A 19,923-nucleotide genomic window follows, 5' to 3' on the forward strand; every position below is an offset into this window, starting at 1 on the left:
CCGGTTTCCCGGGGCGCGGCCGCCCTCCCACCCGGTCAGCCCGCCCGGTTGCGGCGGCGGGCCAGCTCGTCGGTGGGGTTGTTCCCGATCAGCGTCTCGCCCGTGTCCACCCGCTCGCCGTGCAGCTGCGAGAGCGCGGCGTCCACGTCCCGCCACACCACCCCTACGGCGATGCCGAAGACCCCCTGGCCCCCTTGGAGCAGTTCGACGACCTCCGCGGGCGAGGAGCACTCGTACACGGTCGCTCCGTCACTCATCAGCGTCATGCGCTCGAGATCCTGGAAGCCGCGGGCCCGCAGATGCTGCACGGTGGTGCGGATGTTCTGAAGGGCGACCCCGGTATCGAGGAAACGCTTCACGATCTTCAGCAGGACGACGTCCCGGAAGCTGTAGAGCCGCTGTGTGCCCGACCCGTAGGCCGGGCGGACGCTCGGCTCCACCAGGCCCGTGCGGGCCCAGTAGTCGAGCTGCCGGTAGGTGATCCCCGCCGCCGCGCATGCCGTCGGCCCTCGGTAACCGATCTCGTCGGCCGATTTCACGCCGTCCCCCGCCACCGCATCCGGCGCAGCCGGTTGCCTGATGGTGTGGCCGGCTGTACTCCCCTGCTGCGGATACGGCCCACCCACTGCCGTACCGTCGCCGCTGCTTCTCACGCCGACCTCCGTCCTTGACCTGCCCACTCGAAGGTAGGCAGTCACCCGGGGTGCGTCAACGATCGCCACACTCGGCACGCCGAGTGATAATCACCCTGAGGGTGGTTTCCCGTGACTCACGACCGGGAAAGGCTTCTCGGATGCGCTGGCGGGGTCCCCTTGGGACGTCACTGGCTGTTCGTACCGAAGTCCTCCGGCGAGATCTGGTCGAGGAACTCGCGGAACTTCTCCACCTCGTCCTCCTGCTCGTCGGGAATCGCGATTCCCGCATCGTCGAGCACCCCGTCACTGCCGTAGATCGGCGTGCCGGTGCGCAGGGCGAGCGCTATGGCATCGGAAGGCCGCGCGCTCACTTCGACTCCACTGGCGAAGACCAGCTCCGCGTAGAAGACCCCTTCGCGCAGATCCGTGATCCGGACCTCGGTGAGCTCCTGGCCCACGGCCTCGAGCACATCCTTGAAGAGATCATGGGTCAGCGGCCTGGCAGGAGCCATGCCCTGCTGGGCGAAGGCGATCGCGGTCGCCTCACCAGGACCGATCCAAATGGGGAGGTACCGGTCGCCTCCCACTTCACGCAGGAGCACGATCGGTTGGTTGGAGGGCATTTCCACCCGGACACCCACAACGTCGAGCTCGTTCACACAGCAACCCTAGGACGTGCTCGGCAGGTTTGGGTAGTCGGGCCCCACCTCGATCAGTGGAGACGGATCCGCAGAGCGCTCTGGACGAGGGCCGAGTGCAGCCGTACGGACAGCTCTGCAAGCTCCTTCGCGGTGGCCTCCGCATGTGCTCTGGTCTGCGGATTCCGGTGTCGGCGCAGGGGCGCGACGACCTGCTCGATCAGCCCGGCCTCCCGGTCGGCGGCCCCTCGCATCGCACGCAGATGACGCGGTTCGAGACCGAATCGCCCCAGATCCGCCACAAGCCTGGCGATGGTGACCGTCGCGGCGTCGTAGCCGCCCTCCGGCGACGGCGCGACCAGACCGTACGACTCCCAGGCATCGAGGTCGCTCTCGGTCACCTCCGCGGCCGCGAGGAGCTCGGCACGGCCGATGCGGGCAGCGGTGGCCCGGCCTGGTGCGCCGCTCCAGCCGTGGTCGGCCGTGTCCGGCTCACCGCCCGGAGCCGGCAGGGTCACCTGCTCGCCCCGGGCGAGAGCGTCCAGGTGCTCCCGGATGACCCTCAGCGGAAGATAGTGGTCCCGCTGCATCCGGAGGACCTGAGCCAGCCGCTCGACGTCGTCCGGACGGAACTTCCGGTAACCGGAAGGGGTCCGCTGCGGTTCTACGAGCCCCTCGGCCTCCAGGAATCGGATCTTGGAGATGGTGACTTCGGGAAACTCGTCCCGCAGTTGCAGGAGCACCGTGCCGATGCTCATCGGGCGGTCGTCGGCGGTGGCGGTGCCGTGTCCGGCACCGCCCGTCGGTGTTCTCAGCATGGACCTTCCTGGGGGTTCCCCCGACCGAGTCGGGGGCCGGGTCAGATGCCGCGCTGGCTTGCGTAGAAGACCAGCCGGTACTTGCCGATCTGCACTTCGTCGCCGTTGGACAGCGCGACGGAGTCGATGCGCTCACGATTGACGTAGGTGCCGTTGAGGCTGCCCACATCCCCCACGGTGAAGCTGCCGTCGGTGCCCCGGCGGAACTCCACGTGCCGACGCGAAACCGTCACGTCGTCGAGGAAGATGTCGCTCTGCGGGTGGCGGCCGGCCGTGGTCAGCTCGCTGTCCAGAAGGAAGCGGCTGCCCGAGTTCGGCCCCCGTCGCACCACCAGGAGCGCCGAGCCGAGCGGCAGGGCGTCCACGGCCGCCTGGGCCTCGGGCGACAGCGACGGCACCGACGTCTGTCCGGTCGCCTCCGCCTCGTAGGCCTCGAGGCCCGAGATGGAGATGGTCGACGTCGTCTCCGAGGCCCGCTCGGGAACACCGCCCCGCAGCGGCGCACCGCAGTTGGAACAGAACCGGCTCGCCTCGGCGTTGCGGTGCCCGCACCTCGTACAGACCGGCATGGACGAAGCCTCCTGCCTCGGGGCGAACCCTCCACCCGTACTTGAGGTTGACGGTTCTCCGAAACCTATGCGGCCGGGACCGGCAGGGTCAACAGACGACGCGCCGGAACCGCCCGAATTGTCACCCCCCACACCGGCCACCTGATCGCGGAAGAGCGGGCGCTCGCCGCCCTGCTCCTCCGTCTGGCCATGGCGCGGTGCGCGATGGCGTGCGGCTTCATCGCGAGCGCTCTTGCCGAACAACTTCCCAAACAACTTCACGGGCGATTCCCCTTGACCGAAACAGACCCGCCCGTGGGGCAGGACGAACCCTGAATGAACACACCTGCCGACCCGGACACCTTCACAACGTCCGTATCCACTCGACAGTTTCCACCACGCACCACCATTACGATGCGGCGACCCCCCGCAACCTCCTGCCCGAGTCCCCCGGCACACATACGTCCCGGGTTCACTGGGTCGACGACCGAGAGTAGTCAGGCCGCTCCGCCGGTCGCAAGGCGTCGATGACGATGTCGTCGGACCGCGACACGTGCACGGTGGCCTGCTCCTTCTCCAGCGTCTGCACCACACCGCCGGGGATGTTCAGCGCCGGTTCCAGATCCTGCGGCTTGCCGATGACCGTGAAGACGTACGGAGCGGTGATCTTGTGGCCGTCGACCTTCACGGCCCCTCCGTCGCCGGAGAAGTACGTATTGGCCACCACGCGCACACCGTTGACTTCGATGGCCTCGGCACCGGCCGCCCGGAGCTCCTGGAGGGCGTCGAGCAGCATGTCGGCCTGCACCGCGTCGGCGGGGTCGTTGATCGAGAGGGTGATACCGGGGCCGTGCACCGCCACCGTACCCGCGAGGATACCGAGTTGGCGCTCCTTCTCGACCGTCTGCTTCCGCGCCTCTTCCGCCTGGTCGGAGCTGTTCTCCAGCTCCGTGCGCTGGTCGACGAGGCGCTGCTTCTCGTCCTCCAGCCGCTGCGTACGGTCGTCCACCTCGTCGAGGATGCGGACCAGGTCCTCCTGACGGGCGCCGCGCAACGCGCTGTTGTCGCTGTTCGACCGCACCTGGATGGCAAGCCCCAGACCGAGGACGAACAGCAGTACCGCGACGATGAGTTGGGCCCGGGTGACCCGGGGCGGCCAGATTCCCGCGATCAGCCGCTGGCGACCGGTCAGCTCCTCGGGAGCAGGCTTGGCCTGCCCTCCGGGCTCGTGGTGCTCCTCGTTGAATGCGCCGTCACTCATCGGCGTCACGCCCGGAAGACGTGCCGGCGGATCGCGGCCGCGTTGGAGAAGATCCGGATGCCGAGGACGACGACCACGCCGGTGGAGAGCTGCGCGCCGACGCCCAGCTTGTCGCCCAGGAAGACGATCAGTGCGGCCACGACCACGTTCGAGAGGAACGAGACCACGAAGACCTTGTCCACGAAGATCCCGTCGAGCATGGCCCGCAGACCACCGAAGACGGCGTCGAGAGCGGCAACCACCGCGATCGGGAGGTAGGGCTCGACCACCGCCGGCACTTCGGGCCGGACCAACAGTCCGACCACGACTCCCACGACGAGGCCCAGTACGGCGATCACGATGTGCCCTTCCCTGTGTCTGCCGCACCACTGCCGGTGTCTGCGGCCTTGTAAGGCTCTGCTGTCCGTACGATCAGGCTCGGCGCGGCCGGAAGGCTCACCTTGTCCTGGACGGAGATGCTGGTCCGGATGTCGAAGGTGTCCTTGAGCGCCTGCAGGTACTGGCCGTCGGCACTGTCCTGGAAGGCGGCGCCGAGCTTCTTCCCGTCCCCCACCGCGAGCACCGTGTACGGCGGCACGAGCGGCTTGTTGTCGACCAGTATGGCGTCGCCCGCGGCGCGGATCGCCGACAGGGCCGTCAGACGCTGTCCGTTGATGGCGATCGCCTCGGCGCCGGACTGCCACAGGCCGTTGACGACCCGCTGCATGTCCCGGTCGCGGACCCGCCCCGTGTCGGAGAATCCGCTGCTTTCGCGCGGTCCGCCACCGCCTTGGTCGGTGTCCTTCGCGTCGTCGACGACAAGCTTCACCCCGGGACCCTGCACCGGTGTCGCCCCGGAGAGCAGGGCCACCAGTTCGGTCTGGTCACCACCGTGCTCCTCCAGCGCCTTGCGCTGGCGCCTGCCCACGTCGTCGCGGATCTCCTCCACCTGTGCTTCGAGGGTGTCGGCCGCGGACGTCTCCCCGTCGATCCGGTCGATGAGCTCCTCGCGCTCCTTGGCCAGGACCGGCGCGGCGACCCGCGCCTGCGCGGCACCGAGCGTCACGACGAGCGCCGCCAGCACGAGGCACGCCGCGAAGCCGAGCTTCGCCTTGACGGTCCGGGGCATCCCCGTACGCCCGTCCGCCTTGCGACGGGCCGATGCCTCGGCATATCCGTCGTCCAGGCTGTGGTCCATCACATTGGTCAGCAGCGACATGGACGCGTCGGGGCGCGGCGGCGGGGAGGTGGTACTCCGATCGGGGGGGTGCTGCGACATGCCGCACATCGTCGCATGTCGCGGCGGCTACCGCCGAATGGCCCCACCGTTGCGTGGGCAGCGGCCTGGCGGATCCCTCAGCCGCACCGTGAGGGCCGGGCAGGGACCGGAGGCCGGGGCGGCGCCTGTCGCCCGACCCGGCCTCCGGTCACCTCACTGACCTGCGCTGTCGACGATCGCGGACCATTCGTCCAGGAGCGCCTGGGCAGAGGCGTCGTCCGGCCCCTCCGCCCACAGATGGGTGACGGCTTCGGCCCGGTCCGGCAGCACCATCACCCAGCGCCCGTCCGCCTCGACCACGCGCACACCATCCGTCGTGTCGACGTTGCGGTCCCCCGCGGCCTCCACCACCCGGCGCATCACCAGTCCCTTGACAGCCCACGGGGTCGCCAGATCGCGCCGCAGCACATGGGCGCGCGGGATCCGTGCGTCGATCTGGCTGAGCGTGAGCTGCGTCCTGGCCACCAGTCCGATGAGGCGCACGAACGCGGCGGAGCCGTCGAACACGCTGCTGAATTCGGGAACGATGAAGCCGCCACGGCCGTCTCCACCGAAGATGGTGCCTTCTTCGCGCCCCACCCGGGTCAGGTCGTCGGGCGAGGTCGTCGTCCACTCCACCTGGGTGCCGTGGTACGCGGCGACCTGTTCGGCCACACGGGTCGTGGTCACGGGCAGCGCCACCCTGCCGCTACGGCGCTCCGCGGCCACGAGGTCGAGCATGACCAGCAGGGCCCGGTCGTCCTCCACGATCCTGCCCCGCTCGTCGACCAGCGAGAGCCGTTCGCCGACCGGGTCGAACCGGACGCCGAACGCGGCCCTCGCCGAGGAGACGATCTCCCCGAGCCGCACCAGCCCGGACCGCCGGGTCTCGGCCGACTCGGTCGGCCTGGACTCGTCCAGGCCGGGGTTGATGGTCAGCGCATCCACACCGAGCCGTCCCAACAGGCTGGGCAGCACCAGCCCCGCGCTGCCGTTGGACGCGTCGACGACCACCTTGAGTCCGGCGTCGGAGATCCCCGCAGTGTCCACGTTGCGCAGGAGGGATCCCGTGTACGAGTCGAACACACTGGACGGGAAGTGCAGGTCACCGATCTCACCGGGGAACGCCCGTCGGTACTCCTGCCGGGCGTACACCCGGTCCAGCTTTCGCTGACGGGCCTGGGAGAGGTCCGCTCCCCGCTCGTCGAAGAACATGATGTCGACGGAGTCGGGCACACCCGGCGAGGTACGGATCATGATGCCGCCGGCGCTGCCGCGTGCGGTCTGCTGGCGGGCCACGGGCAGCGGGACGTTCTCGAGGTCCCGGACGTCGATGGCACTGGCCTGAAGGGCCGAGATGACCGCGCGTTTCAGCGCCCGGGCGCCACGGGAGTGGTCACGTGCGGTGGTGACCGTGGAGCCCTTCTTGAGCGTCGTCGCATACGCTCCGGCGAGCCTCACCGCCAGCTCCGGCGTGATCTCGACGTTCAGGATTCCCGAAACGCCCCGCGCGCCGAAGAGGTGGGCCTGTCCACGCGACTCCCAGATCACCGAGGTGTTGACGAACGCGCCGGCCTCGATCGTCTTGAACGGGTAGACGCGGACGTTGCCCTGGATGATCGATTCCTCGCCGACCAGGCACTCGTCGCCGATGACCGCGCCGTCCTCGATCCGGGCGGCACGCATGATGTCGGTGTTCTTGCCGATCACGCAGCCGCGCAGATTGCTGTGATCACCGATGTACACGTTGTCGTGCACCACGGCCTTGTGGAGGAAGGCGCCGCTCTTCACGACGACGTTCGATCCGATGACCGTGTGCTCGCGGATCTCCACCCCGGCCTCGACCTTGGCGTAGTCCCCGATGTACAAGGGCCCCCGCAGTACCGCGTCGGGGTGCACATCGGCGCCTTCGGCCACCCACACGCCCGGGGAGATCTCGAAGCCGTCGATCTCGACGTCAACCTTGCGTTCGAGTACGTCCGCCTGGGCCTTCACGTAGCTCTCGTGCGTGCCGACGTCCTCCCAGTAGCCCTCGGCGACATAGCCGTAGATGGGCTTGCCTTCCTTCATGAGCTGCGGGAAGACATCACCGGACCAGTCGACGGAGACATCGGCCTCGACGTAGTTGAAGACCTCGGGCTCCATGACATAGATGCCCGTGTTGACGGTGTCCGAGAAGACCTGGCCCCAGGTCGGCTTCTCCAGGAAGCGCTCGACCTGGCCCGCTTCGTCCACGATGGTGATACCGAATTCAAGGGGATTCGGCACGCGGGTGAGACAGACCGTGACCAGTCCGCCCTTTTCCTTGTGGAAGGCGATGAGGTCGGTGAGGTCGAAGTCGGTCAGCGCGTCGCCGGAAATCACGAGGAAGGTGTCGTCCTTCAACGCCTCTTCGGCATTCTTCACACTGCCCGCGGTACCGAGCGGTTTCTCCTCGTTTGCGTAGCTGAGCTCCATCCCGAGCTCTTCGCCGTCTCCGAAGTAGTTCTTCACGAGCGAGGCAAGGAATTGGACGGTCACGACCGTCTCATTGAGCCCGTGCCGTTTGAGCAGGCGAAGCACATGCTCCATGATCGGCCGATTGGCTACGGGCAGGAGCGGCTTGGGCATGCTTGAGGTCATGGGGCGAAGGCGAGTGCCTTCACCACCTGCCATCACGACGGCCTTCATGTCGGAAACGTCCTCCTTGAAGAGACGACGGTCTAGCCGACTTCGCCCGTCGGGGCAGCATCTGTGTCATCAGCCGCGGGCCGGCCACGTTGCGCGGCACCGCTTCAACGAGCTCAATCGGCTACTGCATCCGCCTTGACCAGCCGGCGGACCTGAACCACATAGAGGATCCCTGCCCACCAGTAGAGCGTTGTACCCCATCCTGCGAACGCCCATCCGAAAACAGTGGCCAGCCATGCCAGCCAACCACTTCCGTCACTGAGCAGCAACAAGGGAAATGCGTACATCAGGTTGAACGTCGCCGCCTTCCCCAGGAAGTTCACCTGAGGTGGCGGATAGCCGTGACGGCGCAGGATTCCCACCATCACGAGAAGCATCAGTTCCCGGGCCAGGAGTGCGGCGGTGAGCCACAGCGGAAGGATCTCCCGCCAGGTCAGCCCGACAAGCGTGGACAGAATGTAGAGACGGTCGGCAGCCGGGTCAAGCAGCCGTCCGAGGCTGCTGATCTGGTTCCAGCGACGCGCGAGCTTACCGTCGAGGTAGTCACTCACACCGCTGAACATCAGCACCAGCAGCGCCCAGCCGTCGCTCTTGGGGCCGCCGAACTCGGGGCGGAGAATCAGCCACAGGAAGACGGGTACGCCAACGAGGCGAGCCATGCTGAGGATGTTGGGGATGGTGAGTACCCGGTCCGTCTGAACGCGAGTCTCCTGAACCTCCACCCGGGGGCCTCCTGTGAAGAACGTGCCAATGATGCCCCCTGACCCTACCCTCAGCCACGGCCGGCTCGTGCACAGGGGTGTCAGAAGCCTCGGCGGAACGCAGAAAAGCCCCGTGCCACAAGGGCACGGGGCTTAACTATTCAAAAGGAGTTCGGCGGCGTCCTACTCTCCCACAGGGTCCCCCCTGCAGTACCATCGGCGCTGAAAGGCTTAGCTTCCGGGTTCGGAATGTAACCGGGCGTTTCCCTAACGCAATGACCACCGAAACACTATGAAATTAACCAACACCGGAAATAAACACGGCCGTTCGTTATTTCAGAACTAACACAGTGGACGCGAGCAACTGAGGACAAGCCCTCGGCCTATTAGTACCAGTCAGCTCCACCCGTTACCGGGCTTCCACATCTGGCCTATCAACCCAGTCGTCTACTGGGAGCCTTAACCCTTCAAGAGGGTGGGAATACTCATCTCGAAGCAGGCTTCCCGCTTAGATGCTTTCAGCGGTTATCCTTTCCGAACGTAGCCAACCAGCCATGCCCTTGGCAGGACAACTGGCACACCAGAGGTTCGTCCGTCCCGGTCCTCTCGTACTAGGGACAGCCCTTCTCAATATTCCTACGCGCACAGCGGATAGGGACCGAACTGTCTCACGACGTTCTAAACCCAGCTCGCGTACCGCTTTAATGGGCGAACAGCCCAACCCTTGGGACCGACTCCAGCCCCAGGATGCGACGAGCCGACATCGAGGTGCCAAACCATCCCGTCGATATGGACTCTTGGGGAAGATCAGCCTGTTATCCCCGGGGTACCTTTTATCCGTTGAGCGACAGCGCTTCCACAAGCCACTGCCGGATCACTAGTCCCGACTTTCGTCCCTGCTCGACCCGTCGGTCTCACAGTCAAGCTCCCTTGTGCACTTACACTCAACACCTGATTGCCAACCAGGCTGAGGGAACCTTTGGGCGCCTCCGTTACTCTTTAGGAGGCAACCGCCCCAGTTAAACTACCCATCAGACACTGTCCCTGATCCGGATCACGGACCCAGGTTAGACATCCAGCACGACCAGAGTGGTATTTCAACGACGACTCCACAACCACTGGCGTGGCCGCTTCAAAGTCTCCCACCTATCCTACACAAGCCGAACCGAACACCAATATCAAACTATAGTAAAGGTCCCGGGGTCTTTCCGTCCTGCTGCGCGAAACGAGCATCTTTACTCGTAGTGCAATTTCACCGGGCCTATGGTTGAGACAGTCGAGAAGTCGTTACGCCATTCGTGCAGGTCGGAACTTACCCGACAAGGAATTTCGCTACCTTAGGATGGTTATAGTTACCACCGCCGTTTACTGGCGCTTAAGTTCTCAGCTTCGCCGACCCGAAAGTCAGCTAACCGGTCCCCTTAACGTTCCAGCACCGGGCAGGCGTCAGTCCGTATACATCGCCTTACGGCTTCGCACGGACCTGTGTTTTTAGTAAACAGTCGCTTCTCGCTGGTCTCTGCGGCCACCCCCAGCTCAGGAAGCAAGTTCCCTCACCAGTGATGGCCCCCCTTCTCCCGAAGTTACGGGGGCATTTTGCCGAGTTCCTTAACCATAGTTCACCCGAACGCCTCGGTATTCTCTACCTGACCACCTGAGTCGGTTTAGGGTACGGGCCGCCATGAAACTCGCTAGAGGCTTTTCTCGACAGCATAGGATCATCCACTTCACCACAATCGGCTCGGCATCAGGTCTCAGCCTTAATGTGTGACGGATTTACCTACCACACGGCCTACACCCTTACCCCGGGACTACCACCGCCCGGGCTGGACTACCTTCCTGCGTCACCCCATCGCTTACCTAGTACAAGTCTGGTTCGTCGGCTCCACCACTACCCTCAACTCCGAAGAGATCGGGCCGGCTTCACGGACTTAGCATCGCCTGATTCAGTATTGGGCGTTTCAAAGCGGGTACCGGAATATCAACCGGTTGTCCATCGACTACGCCTGTCGGCCTCGCCTTAGGTCCCGACTTACCCTGGGCAGATCAGCTTGACCCAGGAACCCTTAGTCAATCGGCGCACACGTTTCTCACGTGTGTATCGCTACTCATGCCTGCATTCTCACTCGTGAACCGTCCACAACTCGCTTCCGCGGCTGCTTCACCCGGCACACGACGCTCCCCTACCCATCCACACAGGCGTTGGCCCTATATGTGTGAATGACACGACTTCGGCGGTACGCTTGAGCCCCGCTACATTGTCGGCGCGGAATCACTTGACCAGTGAGCTATTACGCACTCTTTCAAGGGTGGCTGCTTCTAAGCCAACCTCCTGGTTGTCTCTGCGACTCCACATCCTTTCCCACTTAGCGTACGCTTAGGGGCCTTAGTCGATGCTCTGGGCTGTTTCCCTCTCGACCATGGAGCTTATCCCCCACAGTCTCACTGCCGTGCTCTCACTTACCGGCATTCGGAGTTTGGCTAAGGTCAGTAACCCGGTAGGGCCCATCGCCTATCCAGTGCTCTACCTCCGGCAAGAAACACACGACGCTGCACCTAAATGCATTTCGGGGAGAACCAGCTATCACGGAGTTTGATTGGCCTTTCACCCCTAACCACAGGTCATCCCCCAGGTTTTCAACCCTGGTGGGTTCGGTCCTCCACGAAGTCTTACCTCCGCTTCAACCTGCCCATGGCTAGATCACTCCGCTTCGGGTCTTGAGCGCGCTACTAAATCGCCCTACTCGGACTCGCTTTCGCTACGGCTTCCCCACACGGGTTAACCTCGCAACACACCGCAAACTCGCAGGCTCATTCTTCAAAAGGCACGCAGTCACGACGCACCGAGCAAGCTCGATGCGCGACGCTCCCACGGCTTGTAGGCACACGGTTTCAGGTACTATTTCACTCCGCTCCCGCGGTACTTTTCACCATTCCCTCACGGTACTATCCGCTATCGGTCACCAGGGAATATTTAGGCTTAACGGGTGGTCCCGCCAGATTCACACGGGATTTCTCGGGCCCCGTGCTACTTGGGTGTCTCTTAAACGAGCCGTTAATGTTTCAGCTACGGGGGTCTTACCCTCTACGCCGGACCTTTCGCATGTCCTTCGCCTACATCAACGGTTTCTGACTCGTCTCACGGCCGGCAGACCATGAAAAAGAGATCCCACAACCCCGCATGCGCAACCCCTGCCGGGTATCACACGCATACGGTTTGGCCTGATCCAGTTTCGCTCGCCACTACTCCCGGAATCACGGTTGTTTTCTCTTCCTGAGGGTACTGAGATGTTTCACTTCCCCTCGTTCCCTCCACACTGCCTATGTGTTCAGCAGCGGGTGACAGCCCATGACGACTGCCGGGTTTCCCCATTCGGAAACCCCCGGATCAAAGCTTGGTTGACAGCTCCCCGGGGACTATCGTGGCCTCCCACGTCCTTCATCGGTTCCTGGTGCCAAGGCATCCACCGTGCGCCCTTAAAAACTTGGCCACAGATGCTCGCGTCCACTGTGCAGTTCTCAAACAACGACCAGCCACCCATCACCCCACCCTTACCGGATGAGTTCACTGGGGCCGGCAACCGAAGGACGACCATGACGGCCGTACCTTCAGATACCCAACAGCGTGCCCGACCCGACCGATCACCCTCACGTTCCACGCCGAAGCAGTACTAGTGAAAACAACCTGTCGTGCCGAATAGTCAACGTTCCACCCATGAGCTAACCACCGCCGAACATTTGCCGGCGTAGTGGCTCTGGATTCCTTGCGGAATCTAGATGCTCCTTAGAAAGGAGGTGATCCAGCCGCACCTTCCGGTACGGCTACCTTGTTACGACTTCGTCCCAATCGCCAGTCCCACCTTCGACAGCTCCCTCCCACAAGGGGTTGGGCCACCGGCTTCGGGTGTTACCGACTTTCGTGACGTGACGGGCGGTGTGTACAAGGCCCGGGAACGTATTCACCGCAGCAATGCTGATCTGCGATTACTAGCAACTCCGACTTCATGGGGTCGAGTTGCAGACCCCAATCCGAACTGAGACCGGCTTTTTGAGATTCGCTCCGCCTCGCGGCATCGCAGCTCATTGTACCGGCCATTGTAGCACGTGTGCAGCCCAAGACATAAGGGGCATGATGACTTGACGTCGTCCCCACCTTCCTCCGAGTTGACCCCGGCAGTCTCCTGTGAGTCCCCATCACCCCGAAGGGCATGCTGGCAACACAGAACAAGGGTTGCGCTCGTTGCGGGACTTAACCCAACATCTCACGACACGAGCTGACGACAGCCATGCACCACCTGTCACCCGACCACAAGGGGGGCCGTATCTCTACGGCTTTCCGGGCGATGTCAAGCCTTGGTAAGGTTCTTCGCGTTGCGTCGAATTAAGCCACATGCTCCGCTGCTTGTGCGGGCCCCCGTCAATTCCTTTGAGTTTTAGCCTTGCGGCCGTACTCCCCAGGCGGGGAACTTAATGCGTTAGCTGCGGCACCGACGACGTGGAATGTCGCCAACACCTAGTTCCCAACGTTTACGGCGTGGACTACCAGGGTATCTAATCCTGTTCGCTCCCCACGCTTTCGCTCCTCAGCGTCAGTAATGGCCCAGAGATCCGCCTTCGCCACCGGTGTTCCTCCTGATATCTGCGCATTTCACCGCTACACCAGGAATTCCGATCTCCCCTACCACACTCTAGCCTGCCCGTATCGACTGCAGACCCGGGGTTAAGCCCCGGGCTTTCACAACCGACGCAACAAGCCGCCTACGAGCTCTTTACGCCCAATAATTCCGGACAACGCTTGCGCCCTACGTATTACCGCGGCTGCTGGCACGTAGTTAGCCGGCGCTTCTTCTGCAGGTACCGTCACTTTCGCTTCTTCCCTGCTGAAAGAGGTTTACAACCCGAAGGCCTTCATCCCTCACGCGGCGTCGCTGCATCAGGCTTTCGCCCATTGTGCAATATTCCCCACTGCTGCCTCCCGTAGGAGTCTGGGCCGTGTCTCAGTCCCAGTGTGGCCGGTCGCCCTCTCAGGCCGGCTACCCGTCGTCGCCTTGGTAGGCCATTACCCCACCAACTAGCTGATAGGCCGCGGGCTCATCCTTCACCGCCGGAGCTTTTAACCTTCCCCCATGAGAGGGAAAGTATTATCCGGTATTAGACCCCGTTTCCAGGGCTTGTCCCAGAGTGAAGGGCAGATTGCCCACGTGTTACTCACCCGTTCGCCACTAATCCACCCCGAAAGGCTTCATCGTTCGACTTGCATGTGTTAAGCACGCCGCCAGCGTTCGTCCTGAGCCAGGATCAAACTCTCCGTGAATGTTTTCCCGTAATCGGGTAGACACCACGAGAGCGGAACGACCAGGTCGGAATATGACCGGCCGTTCGCTATGTCCTCGCTGTGTGCATTGCCTACCAAGCCCGAAGACTTGTTAGGACTTTCAAAGGAACCTCGAACCTGCCGAAACAGGTCGGGGTATCAACATATCTGGCGTTGACTTTTGGCACGCTGTTGAGTTCTCAAGGAACGGACGCTTCCTTTGTACTCACCCGCAGAACATTTTCTGGGGCTTTCCTCCGGGCGCTTCCCTTCGGTCTTGCGTTTCCGACTCTATCAGACTCTTTCGTGTCCGATTCCCGGTCGAAACGGGTCTCGCATTTCCCGCCTTTGGGGAATTCGCTTTCGCTTTTCCCTTTCCGGCGAGCCAGACACTATCAGGCCTTTCCGTACCCGTTGACCGGGGCCCCGCAGGCATGCGGCTGCCCGATATCGGGTTAGGGTTTGGGCTTGATAGTCGCCGCCGACCCCCGACTCAATGTCGCGTTGGGGCCAGGCAGGAGTACGACAGTACAGGCTGCCGGGAGTCGAGGCAAATCGTTGCCGGTACACCCCTAGGTCCTCGAACCACCAGGACTCGGGCGGAACCGGGACTTCTTATGACTTACGCTGCTGAGCAGTACGCCGTCCTCCGACCAGCCGCGGCGGCGCCATTGAAGCTCCACTCTGGGAGGCTCCCCATGACCACTGTGACGTCCCCTCTTGCCGGACGTGCCATCGGGCTCGCTGCGGTACCCGACCCGGTCTTCTCCGGTGCGATGGTGGGTCCCGGCACCGCCATCGACCCCCTGCGCGAGCCGTCCGAGGCCGTCTCGCCCGTCGACGGGATCGTCGTCTCCCTTCACCCGCACGCCTTCGTGGTCGTGGACAGCGAGGGCCACGGGGTACTGACCCACCTCGGCATCGACACGGTCCAGCTCAACGGCGAGGGCTTCGAGCTGCTCGTGAACAAGGGCGACACCGTCACTCGTGGCCAGGGCATCGTCCGGTGGGACCCGGTTGCCGTCGAGGCGGCCGGCAAGTCGCCGGTGTGCCCCGTCGTGGCACTGGAGGCGACTGCCGATTCGCTGTCCGAGGTCATCGAGGACGGCGACGTGAAGGTCGGCGACACGCTGTTCGGCTGGCAGTAACGCGTTCGGCGCAGTGACAGCCGACTGGATATCCACCGCGGGGGCTTCGGCCGCCGCACAACCGGAGACGGGTGCAATGCAGACAACGCTGCGAGGCGTAGGCGTGAGCCACGGTGTGGCGATCGGCGAGGTACGGCACATGGGCACAGCAGTGCTCGAACCGCCGGCCAAGCAGATTCCGGCCGAGGAGGCCGAGCGCGAGCAGGGGCGGGCCCGGCAGGCTGTGGAGGCCGTGGCGGCCGACCTCATCGCGCGCGGCAACCTGGCCGGGGGCGAGGCCCAGCACGTGCTGGAGGCCCAGGCCATGATGGCCCAGGACCCCGAACTCATGGCCGATGTGGACCGGCGTATCGCCGTCGGCAGTACCGCCGAACGCGGTGTGTACGACGCGTTCGCCTCGTACCGCGCGCTGCTCGCCGGTGCCGGTGAGTACCTGGCCGGCCGCGTCGCCGACCTCGACGACGTGCGCAACCGCATCGTGGCCCGCCTGCTCGGCGTGCCCATGCCGGGTGTGCCGGACAGCGACGAGCCGTACGTGCTGATCGCACGCGATCTGGCTCCGGCCGACACGGCGCTGCTCGACCCCACTCTGGTGCTCGGCTTCGTCACCGAGGAGGGCGGGCCGACCAGCCACAGCGCGATCCTGGCGCGGGCACTCGGTGTGCCCGCGGTCGTTGCGCTCCCCGGTGCCGGCGAACTGGCCGAGGGGACGGTGATCGCCGTGGACGGCAGCACCGGCGAGATCTTCGTCGAGCCGACCGCCGAGAAGCGGGCGGAGCTGGAGAGTTCCGCCGCCGCGCGCAAGGCGGCACTGTCGGCGTCGACCGGTCCCGGCGCGACCTCCGACGGGCACAAGGTGCCGCTGCTCGCCAATGTCGGCGGCCCCGGCGATGTGCCGGCGGCGCTCGAGGCGGGCGCAGAAGGTGTCGGTCTCTTCCGTACCGAGTTCCTCTTCCTGGACGACAGCAAGCAGGCACCGTCCGAGGAGAAGCAGATCGCCGCATACCGTGCGGTGCTGGAGGCCTTCCCCGAGGGCCGGGTCGTGGTGCGGGTGCTGGATGCCGGGGCGGACAAGCCCCTGGACTTCCTGACTCCGGCCGACGAGCCGAATCCGGCGCTCGGCGTGCGCGGGCTGCGCAGCCTGCTGGATCACCCTGACGTGCTGCAGACGCAGCTGACCGCTCTGTCGAAGGCGGCCGAGGGGCTTCCCGTCTACCTCGAGGTCATGGCTCCCATGGTCGCGGACCGTGCGGATGCCAAGGCCTTCGCCGACGCGTGCCGTGCGGCCGGGCTGCAGGCGAAGTTCGGTGCGATGGTCGAGATCCCGTCGGCCGCACTGCGGGCGCGCTCGGTGCTGCAGGAGGTGGAGTTCCTGTCGCTGGGCACCAACGACCTGGCTCAGTACACCTTCGCCGCTGACCGACAGGTGGGTGCGGTGTCCCGGCTTCAGGACCCGTGGCAGCCCGCGCTGCTCGATCTGGTCGCGATGTCCGCCGATGCCGCCAAGGCAGAGGGCAAGAGCTGCGGTGTCTGTGGTGAGGCCGCCTCCGATCCGCTGCTCGCCTGTGTGCTGACCGGTCTGGGTGTGACGTCGCTGTCGATGGGTGCCGCGTCCATTCCCTATGTGCGCAGCACGCTGGCGAAGTACACGCTCGCCCAGTGCGAGCGTGCCGCGTCGGCCGCGCGTGCGGCGGACTCCGCCGAGGAAGCGCGCGTTGCCGCGCAGGCGGTGCTGTCGGGCGAGTAGGACATCACGCAGGCCCTCAGGGTCCTGCGACGTGTGAGAAGGGGCTTCCCGCCACCATGGCGGGGAGCCCCTTCCGGCTGTCAGCGGTGGGCCTCCGGCTCGTCTGCACCGATGTCGAAGCCCGCGCAGTACTCCACTCCGGATTCGGGGGAGACGGGTTCACCGGTGTCGGCGTCGGTGCAGTAGGCGCTGAACACCTCCCCCGCGGTGAGCGGGACGAGGCTGCCCCCGGTGAGGCGCCAGCCATGGACCCGGTCCGCGGCCCCAGGGGTGCTTGTCCGCAGGACGACTCCCCCATGGCTTTCGAGGGCGATGCCGACGGCCAGCACGGTCACGAACTCGGCGCCTTCCGCCGAGTCGAGGTGCGCGGGGCCGGTGGTGTCGCGCTCGGTGTGCAGGGCGGCGAGCAGTTGCTCGTTCTCCGTGGGAGTGCTGCAGACCAGGTGGTGGGTGCCGGGGCCGGCCGCTTCCAGAGTGCGCAGCAGGAGGTGGGACGCGCGGTCGAAGGCGGCGCGGCCGATGTCCTGCCCGCAGTCCGCGCAGTCCCCGAGCCCGGACAGGAGCATCGTGGCGTACTCCCACGTGGCCTGCCGGACCGCCCGGGCGACCAGGAGCGGGATCAGGGTGTCGATGGGTTGTCCGGTGTAGGCGACGGTGGCGCCGCAGGCCGCGACCTCCGCCGTGAACCGGCTGCGCCCGGCCGGGGTGTCGGGTGCGATTCCCGATTCGGCGCAGAACTCCGCGTACTCCTCCGGGTCGAAGAGGGCGACCGTCGTGTGCATGCCCTGTGCGGCGAACGTCCGGAGCAGGCCCTCCACCTGCCGCAGGTAGACGCTGTGGTCGTCGAAGGTGAAGGTGCGATAGCGCCGCATCGCCGCGAAGTCCTGCTCATCGGTCAGGAGGCCGATGGTGGTCGGTGCTTCGCGGCGCAGCGTGCGTCGCATGGTGGTGCCGGTCCGGCCGCGGACGGTTGCCCGGTTGTTCCTGGTCTGCGCCATGATTCCCCCAGTGCGCTGTCGAACATTGCTCACTCAGCGTAATCATGGGCACTGACAGTGGCCGCGGTCAGCGGCGCTTGCGGGCCAGCTCCTCGTAGAAGTGGAGGAGTTCCAGGTTGTCGATCGAGCCGGGATTGACCGCCTTGGCCAGGGCGGTTCCCTGGAGGAGGCGCTTGACCGGAACCTCGATGCGCTTGCCGGTGAGGGTGTGCGGGATGCCGGGGACCTCGATGACCTCGTCCGGGACGTGGCGCGGTGAGAGGTTCTCGCGGATGGTGCGCTTGATGCTGTCGCGGAGGGTGTCGTCGAGTGCTGCGCCTTCGGCGAGGTGCACGAACAGGGGCATCCAGTAGCCGCCGTCGGGCTCCTCCAGCCCGATGACGAGTGACTCGCGGATCTCGGGGAGGCGCTCGACGGCTTCGTAGATGTCCGCGGAGCCCATGCGGACGCCCTGCCGGTTGAGGGTGGAGTCGGAGCGGCCGTGGATGACGACGGATCCGCGGTCGGTGATCGTGATCCAGTCCCCGTGGCGCCATACGCCCGGGTACGTCTCGAAGTAGCTCTCGCGGTAGCGGCTGCCGTCGGGGTCGTTCCAGAAGCGGATCGGCATGGACGGCATGGGCTTCGTGACGACGAGTTCGCCGACCTCTCCGGTCAGGGGTTGGCCCGCGGGGTCCCAGGACTGGAGGTCCGTGCCGAGGCACGCGGCCTGGAGTTCGCCGATGTGGACGGGGAGGGTGGGGACCGCTCCGGCGAAGCAGCTGCAGACGTCGGTGCCGCCGCTGACGGAGGCGATCCACACGTCGTCGGCCACTTCGTCGTGGAGCCAGCGGAATCCGTCGGGCGGGAGCGGGGATCCGGTGGTGGCGACGCACTGGATGCGGGAGAGGTCGAAGTCCCGCCCCGGGTGGATGCCGGCCTTGCGGCAGGCCATGACGTACGCGGCGGAGGTACCGAAGAGGGTGGCGCCCGTCTGTTCGGCGACGCGCCACTGGGCGCTGACGTCCGGGTAGCCGGGGCTTCCGTCGTACAGCACGAGGGTGGTGCCGGTGAGGAGGCCGGAGACGAGGAAGTTCCACATCATCCAGCCGGTGGAGGTGTACCAGAAGAAGCGGTCCTCCGGTCCGAGGTCGCAGTGCAGGCCGATCTGCTTGAAGTGTTCGAGCAGGATGCCGCCCTGGGACTGGACGATGGCCTTGGGGAGGCCGGTGGTTCCGGAGGAGTAGAGGACCCACAGGGGGTGGCCGAAGGGGACCTGTTCGAAGACAGGATCGGTGTCCGCAGCAGTGAGGGCGGACCAGTCGAGGGCGCCTTCGGGCGCCTCGGTGCCGAGCAGCGGGATGTGGACGACGGCGCGCAGGGTGGGCAGTTCGCGGCGCAGTTCGGCGACGGTGTCCGCGCGGTGGTGCTCCTTGCCGCCGTAGCGGTAGCCGTCGACGGTGAACAGGACGACGGGTTCGACCTGCTGGAAGCGGTCGAGGACGCTGCGGGCGCCGAAGTCGGGGGCGCAGGAGGTCCAGACGCCGCCGACGGCCGCGGTGGCGAGGAAGGCGACGACCGCCTGCGGGATGTTGGGGAGGTAGCCGCTGACCCGGTCGCCGGGGGTGACGCCGAGGGTGCGGAGTTCGGCGGCGAGCGCGCCGACCTGGCGGCGCAGCGTGGACCAGGAGACGGGGACCTGGGTGTGGCTCTCGTCGACGTGGAGAAGTGCGGGGGCGTCGGCGCGCAGGGGGTCCTCGGAGGTGCGCAGCGCGTGCTCGGCGTAGTTGAGGGTGGCGCCGGGGAACCATGCGGCGCCGGGCATGGTGCGGTCGCCGATGACGGTCTCGTACGGGGTGGAGAACCGGACGTCGAACCATTCCGCGACGGCCTTCCAGAAGGTGTCGAGCTCGTCGACCGACCAGCGGTGCAGGCTCGCGTAGCCGCCCTCGGCCGGTGCTCCGTGGTGCTCGGCAGCCCAGCTCTGGAAGCGGGTGACGGCCGCGGCCGCGATGCGGTCCGGGCCGGGCTGCCACAGAGGGGCTTCGTGGGCTGCTGAGGTCATGGGGCGGCTCCCTGGCTGTACGGGTACGCGGTGTGTGCGTGTGTCGCGCGCACGGGCTGGGGTGTGCGCGTGAGGCGGCTCCACGGACGATGCCATGTGATCGTCTTTCGCACCAGGGTTGCCCGGCCACGGCCGTGCCACCCGATATGTGGTGCGGCCACACT

At 65.5% G+C, this 19,923-nt stretch carries 13 protein-coding genes and 3 rRNA genes; 2 read left to right on the forward strand and 14 right to left on the reverse strand.

The annotated features are described in order from the left end of the window. Positions 1 to 35: 35 nt before the first annotated feature. The 12 genes from OG446_RS04270 to OG446_RS04325 all read right to left on the reverse strand — a co-directional run bounded on the left by OG446_RS04270 (position 36) and on the right by OG446_RS04325 (position 13,822). The gene (locus tag OG446_RS04270) at positions 36 to 653 is read right to left on the reverse strand and encodes a MerR family transcriptional regulator (protein WP_326664475.1); all 618 of its coding nucleotides are present in this window, start codon (positions 651 to 653) and stop codon (positions 36 to 38) included. A 167-nt stretch (positions 654 to 820) separates the two neighbouring features. Further along, complete coding sequence (locus OG446_RS04275) at positions 821 to 1,294, reverse strand: bifunctional nuclease family protein (protein ID WP_006123076.1); 474 nt, start codon at positions 1,292 to 1,294, stop codon at positions 821 to 823. A gap of 53 nt (positions 1,295 to 1,347) precedes the next feature. Continuing rightward, on the reverse strand, positions 1,348 to 2,091 hold the full coding sequence (ftsR, locus tag OG446_RS04280) for a transcriptional regulator FtsR (protein WP_328892774.1): 744 nt from the start codon (positions 2,089 to 2,091) through the stop codon (positions 1,348 to 1,350). A 41-nt stretch (positions 2,092 to 2,132) separates the two neighbouring features. Next, on the reverse strand, positions 2,133 to 2,921 hold the full coding sequence (locus tag OG446_RS04285) for an FHA domain-containing protein (RefSeq protein ID WP_328892775.1): 789 nt from the start codon (positions 2,919 to 2,921) through the stop codon (positions 2,133 to 2,135). Positions 2,922 to 3,111: 190 nt separating this feature from the next. Then, positions 3,112 to 3,900, reverse strand: coding sequence for a DUF881 domain-containing protein (locus OG446_RS04290; protein ID WP_328892776.1), 789 nt, complete (start codon positions 3,898 to 3,900; stop codon positions 3,112 to 3,114). Between the two features lie 5 nt (positions 3,901 to 3,905). Further along, a complete protein-coding gene (locus OG446_RS04295) occupies positions 3,906 to 4,238 on the reverse strand; it encodes a small basic family protein (RefSeq protein ID WP_003970459.1) in 333 nt (110 codons plus the stop codon). Further along, a complete protein-coding gene (locus OG446_RS04300; protein WP_328892777.1) occupies positions 4,235 to 5,158 on the reverse strand; it encodes a DUF881 domain-containing protein in 924 nt (307 codons plus the stop codon). Before OG446_RS04300 ends, OG446_RS04295 begins: the two co-directional genes overlap by 4 nt. Positions 5,159 to 5,311: 153 nt before the next feature. Continuing rightward, positions 5,312 to 7,807 carry a mannose-1-phosphate guanyltransferase gene (locus tag OG446_RS04305; RefSeq protein WP_328892778.1) on the reverse strand — a complete coding sequence of 832 codons (2,496 nt, stop codon included), beginning with the start codon at positions 7,805 to 7,807 and terminating at the stop codon, positions 5,312 to 5,314. 113 nt (positions 7,808 to 7,920) lie between these two features. Continuing rightward, positions 7,921 to 8,529 (reverse strand): CDP-alcohol phosphatidyltransferase family protein, encoded by a 609-nt coding sequence (locus OG446_RS04310; RefSeq protein WP_328892779.1) that lies wholly within the window; start codon positions 8,527 to 8,529, stop codon positions 7,921 to 7,923. Positions 8,530 to 8,678: 149 nt separating this feature from the next. Then, positions 8,679 to 8,795 (reverse strand): 5S ribosomal RNA (gene rrf, locus OG446_RS04315). 79 nt (positions 8,796 to 8,874) lie between these two features. Next, positions 8,875 to 11,999: ribosomal RNA gene (locus OG446_RS04320) — 23S ribosomal RNA — on the reverse strand. 297 nt (positions 12,000 to 12,296) lie between these two features. Continuing rightward, positions 12,297 to 13,822, reverse strand: a 16S ribosomal RNA gene (locus tag OG446_RS04325). The 16S, 23S and 5S rRNA genes sit together here, the layout of an rRNA operon. A 698-nt stretch (positions 13,823 to 14,520) precedes the next feature. On the opposite strand from OG446_RS04325, the gene OG446_RS04330 reads away from it, so the two are divergent. Together OG446_RS04330 and ptsP are read left to right on the forward strand one after the other, a co-directional pair. Continuing rightward, positions 14,521 to 14,970, forward strand: a complete 450-nt coding sequence (locus tag OG446_RS04330; RefSeq protein WP_328892780.1) for a PTS sugar transporter subunit IIA — start codon at positions 14,521 to 14,523, stop codon at positions 14,968 to 14,970. A 76-nt stretch (positions 14,971 to 15,046) separates the two neighbouring features. Beyond that, a complete protein-coding gene (gene ptsP / locus OG446_RS04335; protein ID WP_328892781.1) occupies positions 15,047 to 16,717 on the forward strand; it encodes a phosphoenolpyruvate--protein phosphotransferase in 1,671 nt (556 codons plus the stop codon). 80 nt (positions 16,718 to 16,797) lie between these two features. Here the strand turns inward: ptsP and OG446_RS04340 are convergent, their stop codons facing one another. Continuing rightward, positions 16,798 to 17,715 carry a hypothetical protein gene (locus tag OG446_RS04340; protein ID WP_328892782.1) on the reverse strand — a complete coding sequence of 306 codons (918 nt, stop codon included), beginning with the start codon at positions 17,713 to 17,715 and terminating at the stop codon, positions 16,798 to 16,800. A gap of 67 nt (positions 17,716 to 17,782) precedes the next feature. Then, a complete protein-coding gene (locus OG446_RS04345) occupies positions 17,783 to 19,759 on the reverse strand; it encodes an acetoacetate--CoA ligase (protein WP_328892783.1) in 1,977 nt (658 codons plus the stop codon). Between the last annotated feature and the right edge of the window lie 164 nt (positions 19,760 to 19,923).

It is taken from the genome of Streptomyces sp. NBC_00236, assembly GCF_036195045.1.
Classification (GTDB): domain Bacteria; phylum Actinomycetota; class Actinomycetes; order Streptomycetales; family Streptomycetaceae; genus Streptomyces.